Origin of the sequence: Antarcticirhabdus aurantiaca, from assembly GCF_009765365.1 — a bacterium.
Taxonomy (GTDB): Bacteria; Pseudomonadota; Alphaproteobacteria; order Rhizobiales; family Rhizobiaceae; genus Antarcticirhabdus; species Antarcticirhabdus aurantiaca.
In genome coordinates, this window is the sequence record NZ_VTOM01000001.1 from 245,042 (window position 1) to 260,808 (window position 15,767).

Sequence of the window (15,767 nt, forward strand, 5' to 3'; positions counted from 1 at the left end):
ATGACCCTCAGCCTGTCCCGCCGCAAGTTCATGATCGGTGCCGCCGGCGCCGGCATCGCCACGAGCTTCGCGATCCGCAGCCGGCCGGCCGAGGCCGCCGAGTTCTCCTACAAGTTTGCCAACAACCAGGCGCTGACCCACCCGATGAACGTGCGGGCCGGCGAGGCGGTGGCGAAGATCAAGGAGGAGTCCGGCGGGCGCGTCGAGATCAACATCTTCCCCTCCAGCCAGCTCGGCGCCGACACCGACATGCTGAGCCAGGTGCGCTCAGGGGGTGTCGAGTTCTTCTCGCTCTCGCCGATCATCCTCTCGACGCTGGTCCCCAACGCTTCGATCAACGGCGTCGGCTTCGCCTTCCCCGGCTATGAGCAGGTGTGGCCGGCCATGGACGGCAAGCTCGGCGAGTACGCGCGCGGCCAGATCGCCGAGCGCGGGCTCGTCACCTTCTCCAAGATCTGGGACAACGGCTTCCGGCAGATCACCTCGTCGAACAAGCCGATCGCCAGTCCGGCCGACCTCGAGGGCTTCAAGATCCGCGTGCCCGTCTCGCCGCTCTGGACGTCGATGTTCTCGGCCTTCGGCTCGGCGCCGGCCTCGATCAACTTCGCCGAGACCTACACCGCGCTCCAGACCGGCATCGTCGACGGGCAGGAGAACCCGCTGGCGATCCTGACCACGCACAAGATCTACGAGGTGCAGAAGTTCGTCTCCATGACGAACCACATGTGGGACGGCTTCTGGATCCTCGGCAACCGCCGCGCCTGGGAGGCCTTGCCGGAAGACCTTCAGGAGATCGTCGAGCGCAACTTCAACGACGCCGCCATGCTGGAGCGCGACGACGTCATGAAGCTCAACGCCTCGCTGCGCGCCGAGCTGGAAGGCCACGGCATGGCCTTCAACGAGCCCGACACGGCCGCCTTCCAGAAGAAGCTGGCCGATGCCGGCTTCTACGCCGAATGGAAGGGCAAGTACGGCGACGAGGCCTGGGCGATCCTCGAAGAGGCCGTCGGCAAGGACCTCGGCTGAGGGGAGGAGGCCCGAGCGCGATGGACGGTGGCGCCGTGAGGCTCGACGAGGCGGTTTCGGGCGCGAGCGCCTCCGGCGGAGCGCAGGCGGTGGAGCGGGCCTTCCAGCTCCTCGGCCTCGTCGCCGGCGGCGCGGCGCGCGGGCTTTCGCTCGGCGAAGCGGTGGCGGGCAGCGGCCTCAACAAGCCGACCGCCCGGCGCCTGCTCCTCGCGCTGATGCGCGCCCGCATGGTCGAGCAGGACGAGGAGACCCGGCGCTACCGCCTCGGGCCGCAGCTCTACGTGCTCGGCCAGATCGCCTCGCGCCGCCACGGCCTCCTGGAGGTGTCGGGCGACGCCCTGCGGCGCCTCGCTGCCGCCACCGGCGACACGGCCTTCCTGTCGATGCGCCGCGACGACTATGCCGTCTGCCTGCACCGCGAGGAAGGATCGCACCCGATCCGCACCCACGCGCTGCAGGCCGGCGACCAGCATCCGCTCGGCGTCGGCGCGGGCTCGCTCGCGATCCTCGCGGCGCTTCCCGAAGCGGAGGTCGAGGCGGTGCTCGCGCGCATCGAGCCGGCGATCCGCGAAAGCTATGCCGGCTACTCCCTCGACGTGATCCGCGAGGACGTCGCGCAGGCCCGGAACGCGGGCGTCGCGCTCAATCCCGGCCGCGTCCTCCAGAACTCCTGGGGTCTCGGGCGCGCCCTGCGCTTTCCCGACGGCGGCGTGGCGGGCGCGCTGTCGCTCGCCGCCATCGACGGGCGCATGGGCGAGGGACGACGGCCCGAGCTCGCCCGGCTCCTCACCGAGGAGGCCGCCCGCATCGAAACGCGGCTCGCGCGGATGTTCCGCGCCGGGCCGGACGACACGCAAGCCGGAACCGCGCGGCCCCGCCGCAAGGCGTGAGGCCGGCGCCGAACCTGAAAGGCACGAGAACCATGGCAGATCCGCAGATCGTCGGCTGGGCCCATTCGCGCTTCGGCAAGTCGGAGGCGCGCGACACGCGCGAGCTGATGGCGGAAGTCGCGCTCCCCGCGCTGGAGCATGCGGGCCTGTCCCCCGCCGACGTCGACGGCCTCTTCGTCGGCGTCTACAACAACGGCTTCACCGCGCAGGACTTCCAGGGCGCGCTCGTCGGCATGGGCGCCGAGGCGCTGTCGCGCGTGCCGGCCGTGCGGCTGGAGAACGCCTGCTCCACGGGCTCGGCCGCGATCAACGCCGCGCTCGACTTCATCGCCGCGGGGCGCGGACGCGTGGCGCTCGTCGTCGGCGCGGAGAAGATGACCGGGGTCCCGACGAGCCAGGCCGGCGATATCCTCCTCTCGGCCTCCTTCCGCGAGGAGGAGGCCGACGTCGAGGGTGGCTTCGCCGGGCTCTTCGGGCGCATCGCGCAGAATTACTTCCAGCGCTACGGCGACCGCTCGGAGGAGCTGGCGCGCATCGCGGCGAAGAACCACCGCAACGGCATGGCCAATCCTTATGCCCACATGCGCAAGGATTTCGGCGTCGAGTTCTGCAACACGATCTCCGACAAGAACCCCTATGTCGCCGCGCCCCTGCGGCGCACCGACTGCTCGCTGATCTCCGACGGCGCGGCGGCCCTCGTGATCGCCGACGCGGAGGTCGCGGCGGGCCTCGAGCGGGCCGTCGCCTTCCGCGCGCGCTCGCAGGCCAACGACGTCCTGGCCCTGTCGCGCCGCGACCCGACCGCCTTCGACGGCGCGCGGCGCGCCTGGGGGCAGGCGCTGGAGCGTGCCGGCCTGACCTTGGGCGACCTCGACCTCGTCGAGACGCACGACTGCTTCACCATCGCCGAGCTCATCGAATACGAGGCCATGGGTCTGGCCGAGCCGGGGCAGGGCTACCGGGTCGTGCGCGACGGCACGGCCGAGCGCGGCGGGCGCCTGCCGGTGAACCTGTCGGGCGGCCTGAAGTCCAAGGGCCACCCGATCGGCGCGACCGGCGTCTCGATGCACGTCATGGCGGCGATGCAGCTCTGCGGCGACGCGGGCGAGATGCAGCTGCCGGGCGCCGAAATCGCCGGCGTCTTCAACATGGGCGGCGCGGCGGTCGCCAACTACGTCTCCATCCTGGAGCGCGCCAAGTGAGCGGAAGCCTGGATCCGGCGGGCGGCGTTTCGCCCGTCTCGACGCGGGTGATGAACCTTTCCCGCTTCGTGACGCAGGCCGCCCGGCGCGAGCCGGGCGGCGTCGCCTTCGTCTGGGGCGAGCTGGAGCTCAGTTGGGCCGAGCTCGACGCGCGGGTCGAGGCCATGGCCGCGGCCCTGCAGGGACGCTTCGGCGTGGCGAAGGGCGAGCGCGTCCTCGTCCAGTCGCAGAACTGCAACCAGATGTTCGAGGCCATGTTCGCCTGCTTCCGGGCGGGCGCGGTCTACGTGCCCACCAACTTCCGCCAGACGCCCGACGAGGTCGCCTATCTCGCGCAGGCGAGCGGCGCCTCGGGCCTGATCTGCAACGCGTCCTTCCCGGCGCACGCCGCGGCCGTCGCTGCGGCCTGCCCGGACCTGCGCTTCACCATCGCGATCGGCGAGGCGGACTTCGGGCCGGACTGGGACGCGCTCGCCGCCGAGCACCGCGGCGCCCACGCGGCCGAGGTGCCGGTCTTCCGCGACGATCCCTGCTGGTTCTTCTTCACCTCCGGCACCACGGGCCGGCCGAAGGCGGCGGTGCTGACCCACGGCCAGATGGCCTTCGTGGTCAACAACCATCTCTGCGACCTCATGCCGGGCCTCACCTCCGCCGATGCCTCGCTCGTCGTGGCGCCCTTGTCGCACGGGGCGGGCGTTCATGCCCTGACCCAGGTCGCCAAGGGCGTGAAGACCGTGCTCCTGCCGGGCGAGCGCTTCGACGTCGAGGCGGCCTTCCGCCTGATCGAGCGCTGGCGCGTTTCGACGATCTTCACCGTGCCGACCATCCTGAAGCTCCTCGTCGAGCACGAGGCGGCGGGCCGCTTCGACCATTCGAGCCTGCGCTCCGTGATCTATGCCGGCGCGCCGATGTATCGCGAGGACCAGAAGCGGGCCCTCAAGGTGCTCGGCCCCAAGATCGTCCAGTATTTCGGCCTCGGCGAGGTGACGGGCGCGATCACCGTTCTGCCGGCCGCCCTCCACGCCGCCGAGGACGGCGAGGACGTGAAGCTCGGCACCTGCGGCGTCGAGCGCACCGGCATGGAAGTCTCGATCCAGGACGACGCCGGAAGCGCCGTTCAGCCCGGCAAGACCGGCGAAATCTGCGTGATCGGCCCGGCGGTCTTTGCCGGCTACTACGACAACCCCGAGGCCAACGCGAAGGCCTTCCGGAACGGCTGGTTTCGCACCGGCGATCTCGGCCACCTGGATGCCCAGGGCTTCCTCTTCATCACCGGACGCGCCTCGGACATGTACATTTCCGGCGGCTCGAACGTGTATCCCCGCGAGATCGAGGAGAAGATCCTGACTCATCCCGGCGTCGGCGAGGTGGCCGTGCTCGGCGTGCCGGACCCGCTCTGGGGCGAGGTCGGCATCGCCGTCTGCGTCGCCGCCGCGGGCGCGAGCCCGACGGAAGCGGAGCTCGCCGCCTTCCTCGACGGCAAGATGGCCCGCTACAAGCTGCCGAAGCGCTTCCTGTTCTGGGATGCGTTGCCCAAATCCGCCTACGGCAAGATAACGAAGAAGATGGTGCGCGAGGAGCTGGAGCGCCGCGGCGACTTGGGCGCGCCGGGCGATGCGCCCGCGCGCCGGAGCGCCTGAGATGGCCCGCGCGCTCCCCCATCCCGGCCCGCCGGTTCTGCCGCGGCGCGAGGTCGTCGCGGCGCGGCTGCGGCCGGTCGAGGGCGTGCTCCGGCCCGGCGAGGTGGTGATGGACGGCGTCGCCCGGCTGATGGCGGAGGCGGGTTGCGTCGGCGGCGTGCTGCGCCTGTCCGGAGGCCACCTCGCGCCCTTCCGCTACGTCCTGCCGGCCCCTTCCGACGACGGCGTCCACGCCGCCTGGTACAGCGAAACGCACGCGCCGGACGCCGGCGGGCGCATCGCGGAGGCCACCGCGATCGTGGGCGCGCGCGACGGCGCGCCCTTCCTCCACTGCCACGGCCGCTGGGACACGGGCGAGGCGACCGAGCGCATGGGCCACATGCTGCCCTTCGACTGCACGGTCGCCGAGCCGATCACCGTCACCGGCCTCGGTAGCGCCGCCGTCCTCTTCGAGGGCCTGCCCGACGAGGAAACGGCCTTCACCCTCTTCACCCCGCGCGCCGACGGCGCTGAGGAGGGCGCGGGCCGGCGTGGCCTGTTCCTGCGCCTGCGCCCGAACGAGGACGTCTGCGGCGCGGTCGAGGCCGCGGCGGCGGAGGCCGGCCTGCGGAATGCCGAGGTTCTCGGCATCGGCTCGATCAACGAGGTGGTTTTCGAGGATGGGCGGCGCGTTTCCTGCCACGCGACGGAGATCGCGATCGAGAACGGCCGGATCGGGGCGGGCCGCGCCCGGCTCGACGTGTCCGTGGTCGACATCGCCGGCACCGTCCATCGCGGCCGGCTGGTCCAAGGCGACAATCCGGTGGGCGTCACCTTCGAGCTGGTGATCGCCGGCAGCGAGGAGACCGGCTCGTGAGCGCGCGCTCGATCGCCATCACCGGCGCGGGCTCCGGCATCGGCCGGGCCGCGACGCATCTCCACCTCGCGCGCGGCTGGCACGTCTTCGCGCTCGACCGCGACGCGGCGGCTCTCAAGTCGCTTGCGGCGGAGCTGCCGGGCGCGAGCATCGAGGCGGTGCCGCTCGACGTCACCGACGAGGCCGGCATCGACGCCTTCGCCGCGCATGCCGCCGCCGCGCAGGCTCCCCTGCGCGCCCTCGTCAACTCCGCCGGCCTCGGCTCGGCCGCGCGCTTCGCGGACACCACGCCCGAGCTGATGCGCCGGCTCTACGAGGTCAATGTCGTCGGCGCCTTCGCCCTGTCCAAGGCGCTGGCGCCGGTTCTCGAAGCCAATGGCGGCGGGTCGATCGTCCAGATCGCCTCGGTCTCCGGCATCAAGGGCAATCTCGGCCGCGCCGCCTACGGCGCCTCCAAGGGCGCGCTGATCACGCTGACCAAGGTCATGGCCGTGGAGCTCGCGCCCGGTGCCATCCGCGTCAACGCCATCGCGCCGGGGCCGATCGAGACGCCGATGGTGGCGCAGCACCACTCGGCCGAGCAGCGCGCCGAGTGGCACCGCACCGTGCCGCTGCGCCGCTACGGCACGCCGGAGGAGATCGCCGAGGCCATCGCCTTCCTCTGCGACGAGGAGCGCGCCTCCTACGTGACCGGTCAGGTGCTCTCGGTGGACGGCGGCTTCACGGCCGCCGGTCTGATGGCATAGTTCAACAGCCAGCCACGAATCGGCTGCGCGGCGCGGGAGGCGCCGGACGACGAAGGGATGGAGGGAGGAGCCCCATGAGCAAGACATTTGAGACCTCCGACGGCGCGCGGCTGGCCTACCTGGACGAGGGGGCGGGAGACGTCCTCGTCTTCCTGCCCGGCTGGTCGCAGTCGGCCGCGATGTTCCGTCACCAGGTCGAGCACTTCTCCAAGACGTACCGCGTGATCGCGCTCGACTTCCGCGGCCACGGCGCCTCGGCCAAGGCGGATCGCGGCTACCGCATCTACCGCTTCGCCGCCGATGTCGCCGAGCTCCTGGCGCATGCGGGCGTCGAGCGGGCGAGCGTCGTCGGCTGGTCGATGGGCGCCTCGGTGCTCTGGGCCTATCTCGACATTTTCGGGACGGACAGGATCGGCCGCCTCGTCTTCGTGGACGAGCCCGCGTCGGTGATGCGCCAGGCCGGCATGGACGACGAGGCGGCCGCGGATGCCGGCGCGCTCTTCGACGCCGCGACCATGGTCGCCATCGCCGCGCAGATCGCCGGCCCGGACGGTCACGCGATGCGCGGCGCCTTTCTCGACACGATGATCACCAAGGGCATTCCCGACGATCTCAAGGCCTTTCTCCTCGCCGAGAACCTGCGCGTCGACCCCGCCGACGTCGCCTCGCTCTTCGTCAATCACTGCGCCCTGGACTGGCGCGACGTCTTCGCGCGGGTCGACCGGCCGACGCTGGTGATCGGCGGGCGCGTCAGCCACGTCTCGGTGCGCTCGCAGGAATGGATCCACGCGCAGATCCCGGGCTCCGAGCTCGTCGTCTTCGACGAGACCGAGGGCGGTGCGCACTTCCCCTTCATCGAGGCGCCGGCCGCCTTCAACGCCGTCCTCGCGCGCTTCCTCGGTGCGCAGGCATCGGCCGCGGAGGCCGCGTGAGCGCCGTCGTTTCGCCGCTGCCACCCCACGCGCCCGCACCCTCGCGGCGCCTCGCCGGGCGCACCGTCCTCGTCTTCGGGGCGGGCACCTCGGGCGAGGGCTGGAGCAACGGCCAGGCCGCCGCCTACGCCTACGCGCTGGCCGGCGCCGACCTCGCCCTCGTCGATCTCGTCGCGAGCCGCGCCGAGGCGACGGCGGCGCTTTGCGAGAGCGTCGGCGCGAGGACGCTCGCCATCGGCGCCTCGGCGACCGATCCAGCGGCCGTTGAAGAGGTCTTCGCCCACACGATCGAGCGGTTCGGGGCGGTCGACGTCCTCCATAACAATGCCGGCATCGCCGAGGTCATGCCGACCGCCGAGATGACGGACGCCGTCTGGCGGCGCGCCTTCGACCTCAACGTCGACGCGCCCTTCATCGCCTGCCGGCTGGCTCTGCGACAGATGCTGAGCCAGCCGCGCGGCGGCGTCATCACCAACATCTCCACCGTCGGCTCGATCCGCTGGTCGGGCATGGCCTATGCCGGCTACGCCGCCTCCAAGGCGGCGCTGAACCAGCTGACCCAGACGATCGCCGTCGAGCACGCCGCCCGCGGCATCCGAGCGAATGCCGTCGTGCCCGGCATCCTCGACACGCCGCTGGTGATGAACCAGCTCGCGGCCCGCTTCGGCGGCGACGTTGCCGCGGCGCGGGCGACCCGCGCCGCCATGACGCCGACGAACTATGCGGGCGACGCCTTCGACGTCGCCAATGCGAGCGTGTTCCTCGCCAGCGACGAGGCCCGCTACGTCAACGGCCAGATGCTGGTGGTTGACGGAGGCTTGTCGGCGCGGTGCGCATGAGGGCGGGGGATTAACGATCCCCCGCGAGCCCGGCGCGTCCGGCTTTTCCGCGGGCGCGATCCGTTCTAGAAAGGTCTCCCCCTCGCGGGGCCGCGAAGGCCGGCGACCCGGCCGCCCGTTCCGCCCTGCTTGCCCGAAGTCCGCGAACGGTTGAGTCGAGTCCCATGCGCATCATCATCGAACGCTCCAACCTCCTGCGCTCCCTCGGCCACATCCAGCGCGTCGTCGAGCGCCGCAACACGATCCCGATCCTGTCCAACGTCCTCCTGAAGACGGAAGAGGGCGCGGGCCTGCGCCTGAAGGCCACCGACCTCGACCTCGAGATCACCGAGACCGCGCCGGCCGAGATCGAGATGGCGGGCGCGACGACGGTGCCCGCGCACCTCCTCTACGACATCGTGCGAAAGCTGCCCGACGGCGCCGAGGTGAAGCTCGGCCTCAACGAGGGCGGCACGCAGATGACGGTCTCGGCCGGCCGCTCGAACTTCCGCCTTCAGTGCCTGCCGGAAGCCGACTTCCCCGACATCACCACGGGCACCTTCAGCCATTCCTTCACGATGAAGGCGCAGGCGCTCGCCCGCCTCGTGGAGCGCACGCAGTTCGCGATCTCGACGGAGGAGACGCGCTACTACCTCAACGGCATCTACTTCCACGCGCTGGAGGTCGACGGCGCCTCGCGCCTGCGCGCCGTGGCGACCGACGGGCACCGGCTCGCCCGGGCCGAGGCCGACGCGCCGGCGGGCGTCGAGGGCATGCCGGGCATCATCGTGCCCCGCAAGGCGGTGGGCGAGCTGCAGAAGCTCCTCGGCGAGGCCGGGGAGGACGGCGACGTGGCGGTCGAGCTGTCGGACTCCAAGATCCGCTTCACGCTCGGCACCGTCGTCATGACCTCCAAGCTCATCGACGGTACCTTCCCGGACTACCAGCGCGTCATCCCGCAGAACAACGACAAGGCGCTGACCCTCGACCGCTCGACCTTCTCGGCCGCAGTCGACCGCGTCTCGACGATCTCGTCGGAGCGCGGCCGGGCGGTGAAGCTCGCGATCTCCGACAGCCAGCTCGTCCTCACCGTGAACTCGCCCGAATCCGGCACCGCGACCGAAGAGCTCGCCGTCGGCTACGACTCCGACGCGATCGAGATCGGCTTCAACGCCAAGTACCTCCTCGACATCACCGGCCAGCTCTCGGGCGAGGACACGGTGTTCATGCTGGCCGATCCCGGCTCCCCGACGCTCATCAAGGACGGCGGCGACGAGGGCACGCTCTACGTGCTCATGCCGATGCGGGTCTGAGCGCGCCTCTCGTCTCCAGCCTGCGGCTCGTCGACTTCCGCAACTACGCCTCGCTCGGAACGCGCTTCGAGAAGCCCTTCGTGGTCTTCTCGGGCGAGAACGGCGCGGGCAAGACCAACCTCCTGGAAGCCCTGTCGCTGCTGACCCCCGGCCGGGGCCTGCGCCGCGCCGCCTATCGCGAGGTGGCGCGGGTCGGCGGCACGGGCGGCTTCGCCGTGCGCACGACCCTGACCGGCGAGGGCGGAGAAACCGAGGTCGCGACCTTTGCCCGTCCGGGCGAGGACGGCTCGCTCTCGCGCGTGGTGCGCATCGACGACACCGAGGACGGCGGCGCCGACGCGCTGCTCGACGTGCTGCGCGTCGTCTGGCTGACGCCGGCGATGGATGGGCTCTTCACGGGACCGGCCGGCGACCGGCGCCGCTTCCTCGACCGGATGGTGCTCTCCGTCGACCCCGCGCACGGGCGCCGATCGCTCGACTACGAGAAGGCGATGCGCGGGAGGAACCGGCTTCTCGGAGAGGCGCGGCTCGACGAGGTCTGGCTTTCGGGGTTGGAAGCGCAGATGGCGGAGCTTGGCGTCGCGATCCACCGCGCGCGCGCCGAGCTCGTGTCCCGGCTCGGCGCCGAGGCGACCCGGGCGGGCGCCGACGCGCCGTTTCCGACCGCCGACCTGCAGCTCGCCGGCGGCTACGACTTCGAGGATCCGAGCGCCGCCCTGCCGGACCTCGTCGCCGAGGTGCGCACCCGCCTCGCCAAGGCCCGCTGGCGCGACCGCGCGGCCGGCCGGACGCTGGAGGGGCCGCATCGCGGGGATCTCCTCGTCACCCACCGCGCCAAGGCGATGCCCGCCGAGAAGTCCTCGACGGGCGAGCAGAAGGCGCTGCTGATCGGCCTCGTCCTCGCCCATGCCGGCCTCGTCGCCGCCCTCTCGGGCCTGCCGCCGGTGCTGCTTCTCGACGAGATCGCCGCCCATCTCGATCCCGGCCGGCGCGCCGCGCTCTTCGATCTCGTCGGCGGGCTCGGCGGTCAGGCCTTCATGACGGGCACCGACGCCGCGCTGTTCGAGGCGCTGGGCGAGCGGGCGGATCATTTCGACGTATCCGACGGGAGGCTGGCGTGCCGGACGAGTCCCTGAGCCCCGAGGAGATCCGCCGCTACGCGCGCCACATCGTGCTTCCCGAGGTCGGGGGCGCGGGACAGCAGGCGTTGAAGCGCGCCCGGGTGCTTCTCGTCGGCGCCGGCGGCCTCGGCTCGCCCGCTTTGCTCTTCCTCGCCGCCGCCGGGGTCGGCACGCTCGGCCTCGTCGACGACGACATCGTGTCGCTGTCCAACCTCCAGCGCCAGATCGCCCACGGCACTGCCGATGTCGGCCGGCTCAAGGTCGAGAGCGCGGCCGACGCGGCGGCGCGGTTGAACCCGCACGTCAGCGTCGTCGCCCATCCCGTCCGCCTGGACCGGGAGAACGGCCCGGCGATCGTCTGTTCTTACGACCTCGTGATCGACGGCTCGGACAATTTCGACACGCGCTATCTGTGCGCCGACCTCTGCGAAGCGGCGCGGGTGCCGCTGGTCTCGGCCGCGGTGAACCGCTTCTCCGGCCAGATCACGGTGCTGAAGCCTTACGAGGCGGACCCGGCGACGGGCCGGCTCCGGCCTCGCTATCGCGACCTCCACCCGGCGCCGCCGCCCGAGGGCCTGATCCCGACCTGCTCGGAGGCCGGCATCCTCGGCACCACCACGGGCGTCCTCGGCACGCTCGCGGCGAACGAGGCGATCAAGCTCCTGACCGGCACCGGCGAGCCGCTTCTCGGACGCCTGCTCCTCGTCGACCTCCTCGGCATGCGCTTCGAGGAGATCCGCTACAAGCGGCGGGGGTAACGGGCCCCTTTTCCGGTATCTCTTTCAAGATACGAAACACGGGAACCGGAGGTTCAATCTTGGATGCGCGCTCGTCGATGCTCCACTTGCGGATCGATGACGAGACGAAGGCGGGGCCGCCGAGGCGCTTGGCGTTATGGCGCTGCCTGTCTCGGAGGCCCTCTGGCTGCTTCACTGCCTCGTCGTCGCGGGCCAGGTGCTACCGATCGACGTAAGTGATCTGAACGCCCAAATGCACCCGGCCATGGCTGAAGCGGACATGATCAAGCGAACAGTTGGTCCTTTAGCTAATGTCATCAGCCATCGCGGGACCAGCCGATGCGATAGATGCGGCCCGTCTGCGCACCTTCGATGCTTCTGACATACCCGAGCGCTACCTCCCGCGCGGGCACTGGCTTGATCCCCGGGAAGAACAGACCGTAGGCGGACAGCGACTCCTCAACGATCGTGGGGCTGATCACGTTAATTCGCAAGCCACGCGGAAGCGAGATCGCCGCGGCACGCATGAAGCCTTCAATGCCTCCGTTGACCATTGCTGCCGAGACGCCGTGGCGGATAGGGGCTTCATTGAGCAGCCCGCTGGTAAGCGTGAATGAACCCCCATCGGCGATACTGTGTAGGCCCATCATCACCAAATTGACTTGTCCCATCAGCTTGTTTCGCAAGCCGATCTCGAACTGTGCTTCGCTGAACTGCTCGAATGGACCGAAGTGAACGCTACCCGTGGCGCATACAAGGGCATCGAACGGTCCCGTTTCGCTAAACAGACGCTCGATCGAAGCTGGGTCGGACAGATCCACTCGAAAGTCACCGCTGGTCCTATTGACGCTCACGACCTCGTGCCTCCCCCGCAACTCGGCCTCGATGGCCTGTCCGATCGTGCCACTGGCTCCGACGAGGATGATCTTCATATCGATGTCCTTAGGCGTGATCGGCCACCGCCGATGCGGCGAGGGCGTTCTCGCGCGCCTGCGCTTCGCTGGCGAGGCCGTTGAGCGCGAGGTTGAGGACCACGGCGGTGAGGGTGGCGAGAAGGATGCCGGATTCGAGGAGAGGCTGAAGACCCGCGGGCAGGTGGTGGAAGAAGCCGGGGCCGACGAGCGGGATCATGCCGATGCCGATCGACACGGCGACCACGAAGAGGTTGTTGCGAGACGCCGCGTAGTCGACGCCGGCGAGGATGCGGATGCCCGTCGCCGCGACCATGCCGAACATCACGATGCCGGCGCCCCCGAGCACCGTGACGGGCACCGATTCGACGAGGGCCGAGAGCTTCGGCATCAGGCCGAGAACCAGCATGATCGCGCCGCCCGCCGCCGTCACCCAGCGCGACTTGACGCCCGTCACGCCGACGAGGCCGACGTTCTGCGAGAAGGACGTGTAGGGGAAGGTGTTGAAGATGCCGCCGATCAGCGTGCCGACGCCGTCGGCGCGAAGACCGCGGGTGAGCGACGCCTTGTCCACGACGCGTCCGGTCATCTGCCCGAGCGCCAGGAACATGCCGAGCGACTCCACCATGACGACGATCATGACGAGGCACATGGTCAGGATCGGCACGAGGTGGAAGGTCGGCATGCCGAAGTGGAAGGGGAGGACGAGGCCGAACCACGCGGCCTCGCCGACCCGCTCGAAGCTCATCGCGCCGATCATCGCCGCGAGCGCGCAGCCCGCGACGACGCCGAGCAGCACCGCGACGTTGGCGACGAAGCCGCGGCCCCATTTGACCAGCGCGAGGATGACGAGAAGCACGAAGAGCGCGAGGCCGAGGCCGGCCGGGTCGCCATAGGCTGGGTTGGCGACCTGGACGGCTTGGCCCTCGATCGTCTGGCGCAGCGTCGGCTGGCCGCCGCCCGCCCAGTTGATGCCGACGCGCATCAGCGAGATGCCGATGACGAGGATCACGGTTCCCGTGACGACCGGCGGGAAGAGGGCGATCAGCCGGCCCATCAGCGGCGCGGCGAGAATGGCGAAGAGGCCGGCCGCGATCACCGAGCCGTAGATGCCGAGAAGGCCGATGTCCGGGCTCGCTGCCATGGCGAGCATCGGGCCGACCGCCGCGAAGGTCACGCCCATCATCACCGGCAGGCGGATGCCGACGCCGGGAAAGCCGACGCATTGCACGAGGGTCGCGATGCCGCAGGCGAAGAGGTCGGCGCTGATCAGGAAGGCGACCTCGGCGGGCGACAGGTTCAGCGCCCGGCCGATGATCAGCGGCACGGCGACCGCGCCGGCATACATCACCAGGACGTGCTGGAGGGCGAGCGGCACGAGGCGGGCGGGAGCCGGCGCGGCGTCGACCGGGTGGACGGCGGAAACGGTCATCGCGCGGCTCCTCGGCAGGTTGCGGGCGCCGCGGATCCAAGGGCCGGCGCCTCTACGGCCGCCTGACGATCGCACGGTCCGCGCGAGCCGTCACTGCCCAGGCGAGCGGCAGGCATAAAAAACATGCAGAGACCCGGCGCCGAGGACCACGCGCGCCGGCAAGGCGCCGGGCGCGCGCGGCCGTGACGGGTCACGGCGCGGGAGGAGTGCGACCGTCCCGCCACGGGGGCGGCCCGGACACGACCTGAAACGGCGCATCCTGGCCGGAGCGGCAGGCGGCCGAGCTCAGGCCTTGTGGTGAACCTCCTCGCGGCCCCAGACCGGGGTGTAGAGGCCTTCCATCCGCGCCTTCAACTGGAGCGACAGGAACTGCGAGTAGTGGCGCGACTGGTGGAGGTTGCCGCCGTGGAACCAAAGGTTCGGCAGGGCGGTCGGCTTCCACATGTTGCGCAGCTCGCCGACCCAGGGGCCGGGATCCTTCGTGGTGTTCGAGCCCATGCCCCAGCACTTGCCGACCGTGTCCGCGGCCTTCTGGCCCATCAGGTCGACCAGCCAGCCGTTCATCGAGGAATAGCCGGTGGCGTAGACGATGAGGTCGGCGGGCAGCTCCGTGCCGTCGTCGAGCTTGACGCCGTGTTCCGTGATCTCGGAGACCTGGCCGGCCTTGAGCTTGATCTTGCCGTCGGCGATCAGCTCCGAGGCGCCGACGTCGATGTAGTAGCCCGAGCCGCGGCGCAGGTACTTCATGAAGAGGCCCGAGCCGTCCTCGCCGAAGTCCAGGTCGAAGCCGGCCTTTTCCAGCCTGTCGTAGAAGTCGGCGTCGCGCGCCTTCGCCGCCTCGTACACGGGGATGTGGAACTCGTGCATGATCCGGTACGGCACGGAGGCGAAGATCAGGTCGGCCTTGTCCGTGGTGATGCCGTTCGCCAGCGCTTCTTCCGAGTAGAGGCCGCCGAGCGCCAGCTCCATCAGCGTGTCGGACCGGATGATGTGGGTGGAGGAGCGCTGCACCATGGTGACGTCGGCGCCCTGTTCCCAGAGGGCGGCGCAGATGTCGTGGGCCGAGTTGTTGGAGCCGATGACGACGGCTCGTCGGCCCGCCCAGCCCTCCGGCCCCTTGTGCTCGGAGGAGTGCTCCTGGACGCCCTTGAAGCGCTCCATGCCGGGGAAGCGGGGCTTGTTCGGCTTGCCCGAGAGGCCCGTCGCCATGACGATGTGCTTGGGGCGAAGCGTCACCTCCTCGCCGTCGCGGTCGACCACCAGCGTCCACTCGCCCCTGGCCTCGTCGAAGGCGGCGCACTTGGCGACCGTCCTGCCCCAGAAGTTCAGCTCCATGATCGAGGCGTAGTGCTTCAACCAGTCGGCGATCTTGTCCTTGGCCGCGAAGACCGGCCAGTCGTCGGGGAAGGGCAGGTAGGGGAGGTGGTCGTACCAGACGGGATCGTGGAGGTGGAGCGACTTGTAGCGCTTGCGCCAGGAGTCGCCCGGCTGCTCGTTCTTCTCGACGATCAGCGCGGGCACGCCCAGGCGCTTCAGCCGCGCGGCGAGCGCGAGGCCGCCCTGGCCGCCGCCGATGATGACGACGGAGGGCTGATCCTCGTAGCCGAGGCGCGCGTCGGCCTCGTCCTTGCGCTCCTGCCAGGAGCGGCGGCCCTGCTCGATGCCGTGGAGAACGCCCTTCTCCCGGCGCGGCCCTTTTCGCTCCTCGAAGCCCTTCAGCTCGCGCAAGGTGGTGAGCAGCGTCCAGGCGAGGCCGTCCTTCAGGCGGACGTGTCCGTAGCCGCGTCCCGTCCCGGTCTCGAAGGTGAACCAAGCCTCGGTGACGCCGTCGGCCTCCGTCACCTCCTCCTTCGGGTCGAGCCGGAAGGCGGAGGGCTTCGCTGCGGCGAGCGTGCCGTCCAGAAGCCCCCGCACGCCCTCGCGGTTCTCCACCGTCTTGATGTTCCAGGTGAAGGCGACGAGGTCGCGCCAGAAGCTGGTTTCGGCGAAATGGGCGACCGCCGCCTCGACGTCGCCGCTCTCAAGCGCCTGCCCGAAACTCGTCAGCCAGGCTTCCGCCGTGTCGCGCGGCGATGCCGCGCCGATCGTCCGGGCGCCCGTGCCCGGGCGCTCCAAGGTCTCGCTCATGGATCCGCTCCTCCCG

Annotated in this window: 14 protein-coding genes; 11 read left to right on the forward strand and 3 right to left on the reverse strand. The window is 70.5% G+C overall.

What is annotated here, in order from left to right:
* From FZN60_RS01220 to moeB, 11 genes are all read left to right on the forward strand, one after another.
* Positions 1–1,026 carry a TRAP transporter substrate-binding protein gene (locus tag FZN60_RS01220; RefSeq protein WP_158870211.1) on the forward strand — a complete coding sequence of 342 codons (1,026 nt, stop codon included), beginning with the start codon at positions 1–3 and terminating at the stop codon, positions 1,024–1,026.
* Positions 1,027–1,046: 20 nt separating this feature from the next.
* Positions 1,047–1,916 carry an IclR family transcriptional regulator gene (locus FZN60_RS01225; RefSeq protein WP_158870213.1) on the forward strand — a complete coding sequence of 290 codons (870 nt, stop codon included), beginning with the start codon at positions 1,047–1,049 and terminating at the stop codon, positions 1,914–1,916.
* 32 nt (positions 1,917–1,948) lie between these two features.
* Positions 1,949–3,118, forward strand: coding sequence for an acetyl-CoA acetyltransferase (locus FZN60_RS01230; protein WP_158870214.1), 1,170 nt, complete (start codon positions 1,949–1,951; stop codon positions 3,116–3,118).
* Positions 3,115–4,758 carry an acyl-CoA synthetase gene (locus FZN60_RS01235; protein WP_158870216.1) on the forward strand — a complete coding sequence of 548 codons (1,644 nt, stop codon included), beginning with the start codon at positions 3,115–3,117 and terminating at the stop codon, positions 4,756–4,758. Before FZN60_RS01230 ends, FZN60_RS01235 begins: the two co-directional genes overlap by 4 nt.
* 1 nt (position 4,759) lies before the next feature.
* Complete coding sequence (locus FZN60_RS01240; protein ID WP_158870218.1) at positions 4,760–5,614, forward strand: PCC domain-containing protein; 855 nt, start codon at positions 4,760–4,762, stop codon at positions 5,612–5,614.
* Positions 5,611–6,360 (forward strand): SDR family NAD(P)-dependent oxidoreductase, encoded by a 750-nt coding sequence (locus FZN60_RS01245; RefSeq protein ID WP_158870220.1) that lies wholly within the window; start codon positions 5,611–5,613, stop codon positions 6,358–6,360. Before FZN60_RS01240 ends, FZN60_RS01245 begins: the two co-directional genes overlap by 4 nt.
* Positions 6,361–6,434: 74 nt before the next feature.
* Positions 6,435–7,292 (forward strand): alpha/beta fold hydrolase, encoded by an 858-nt coding sequence (locus FZN60_RS01250; protein WP_158870222.1) that lies wholly within the window; start codon positions 6,435–6,437, stop codon positions 7,290–7,292.
* Entirely contained in the window at positions 7,289–8,131 is an 843-nt protein-coding gene (locus FZN60_RS01255; RefSeq protein WP_158870224.1) for an SDR family NAD(P)-dependent oxidoreductase, read from the forward strand. Before FZN60_RS01250 ends, FZN60_RS01255 begins: the two co-directional genes overlap by 4 nt.
* Before the next feature lie 164 nt (positions 8,132–8,295).
* Positions 8,296–9,423: a DNA polymerase III subunit beta gene (gene dnaN, locus FZN60_RS01260; protein WP_158870226.1), complete on the forward strand. Its 1,128-nt coding sequence runs from the start codon at positions 8,296–8,298 to the stop codon at positions 9,421–9,423.
* Positions 9,420–10,559, forward strand: a complete 1,140-nt coding sequence (gene recF, locus FZN60_RS01265; protein ID WP_158870646.1) for a DNA replication/repair protein RecF — start codon at positions 9,420–9,422, stop codon at positions 10,557–10,559. Before dnaN ends, recF begins: the two co-directional genes overlap by 4 nt.
* Complete coding sequence (gene moeB / locus FZN60_RS01270) at positions 10,541–11,302, forward strand: molybdopterin-synthase adenylyltransferase MoeB (RefSeq protein WP_158870228.1); 762 nt, start codon at positions 10,541–10,543, stop codon at positions 11,300–11,302. Before recF ends, moeB begins: the two co-directional genes overlap by 19 nt.
* A 296-nt stretch (positions 11,303–11,598) precedes the next feature.
* Here the strand turns inward: moeB and FZN60_RS01275 are convergent, their stop codons facing one another.
* From FZN60_RS01275 to FZN60_RS01285, 3 genes are all read right to left on the reverse strand, one after another.
* Positions 11,599–12,213, reverse strand: a complete 615-nt coding sequence (locus FZN60_RS01275; protein ID WP_158870230.1) for a short chain dehydrogenase — start codon at positions 12,211–12,213, stop codon at positions 11,599–11,601.
* A gap of 10 nt (positions 12,214–12,223) precedes the next feature.
* A complete protein-coding gene (locus FZN60_RS01280) occupies positions 12,224–13,624 on the reverse strand; it encodes a nucleobase:cation symporter-2 family protein (protein ID WP_158870233.1) in 1,401 nt (466 codons plus the stop codon).
* A 285-nt stretch (positions 13,625–13,909) separates the two neighbouring features.
* Positions 13,910–15,751, reverse strand: coding sequence for an NAD(P)/FAD-dependent oxidoreductase (locus FZN60_RS01285; protein WP_158870235.1), 1,842 nt, complete (start codon positions 15,749–15,751; stop codon positions 13,910–13,912).
* Positions 15,752–15,767: the final 16 nt, after the last annotated feature.

What these genes read in the sequence shown, in the direction of transcription:
- FZN60_RS01240 (WP_158870218.1), top strand. Translation starts at nt 4,760, where the DNA reads ATGGCCCGCGCGCTCCCCCATCCCGGCCCGCCGGTTCTGCCGCGGCGC.
- FZN60_RS01225 (WP_158870213.1), top strand. Translation starts at nt 1,047, where the DNA reads ATGGACGGTGGCGCCGTGAGGCTCGACGAGGCGGTTTCGGGCGCGAGC.
- FZN60_RS01230 (WP_158870214.1), top strand. Translation starts at nt 1,949, where the DNA reads ATGGCAGATCCGCAGATCGTCGGCTGGGCCCATTCGCGCTTCGGCAAG.
- FZN60_RS01220 (WP_158870211.1), top strand. Translation starts at nt 1, where the DNA reads ATGACCCTCAGCCTGTCCCGCCGCAAGTTCATGATCGGTGCCGCCGGC.
- FZN60_RS01285 (WP_158870235.1), bottom strand. Translation starts at nt 15,751, where the DNA reads ATGAGCGAGACCTTGGAGCGCCCGGGCACGGGCGCCCGGACGATCGGC.
- dnaN (WP_158870226.1), top strand. Translation starts at nt 8,296, where the DNA reads ATGCGCATCATCATCGAACGCTCCAACCTCCTGCGCTCCCTCGGCCAC.
- FZN60_RS01280 (WP_158870233.1), bottom strand. Translation starts at nt 13,624, where the DNA reads ATGACCGTTTCCGCCGTCCACCCGGTCGACGCCGCGCCGGCTCCCGCC.
- FZN60_RS01275 (WP_158870230.1), bottom strand. Translation starts at nt 12,213, where the DNA reads ATGAAGATCATCCTCGTCGGAGCCAGTGGCACGATCGGACAGGCCATC.
- FZN60_RS01250 (WP_158870222.1), top strand. Translation starts at nt 6,435, where the DNA reads ATGAGCAAGACATTTGAGACCTCCGACGGCGCGCGGCTGGCCTACCTG.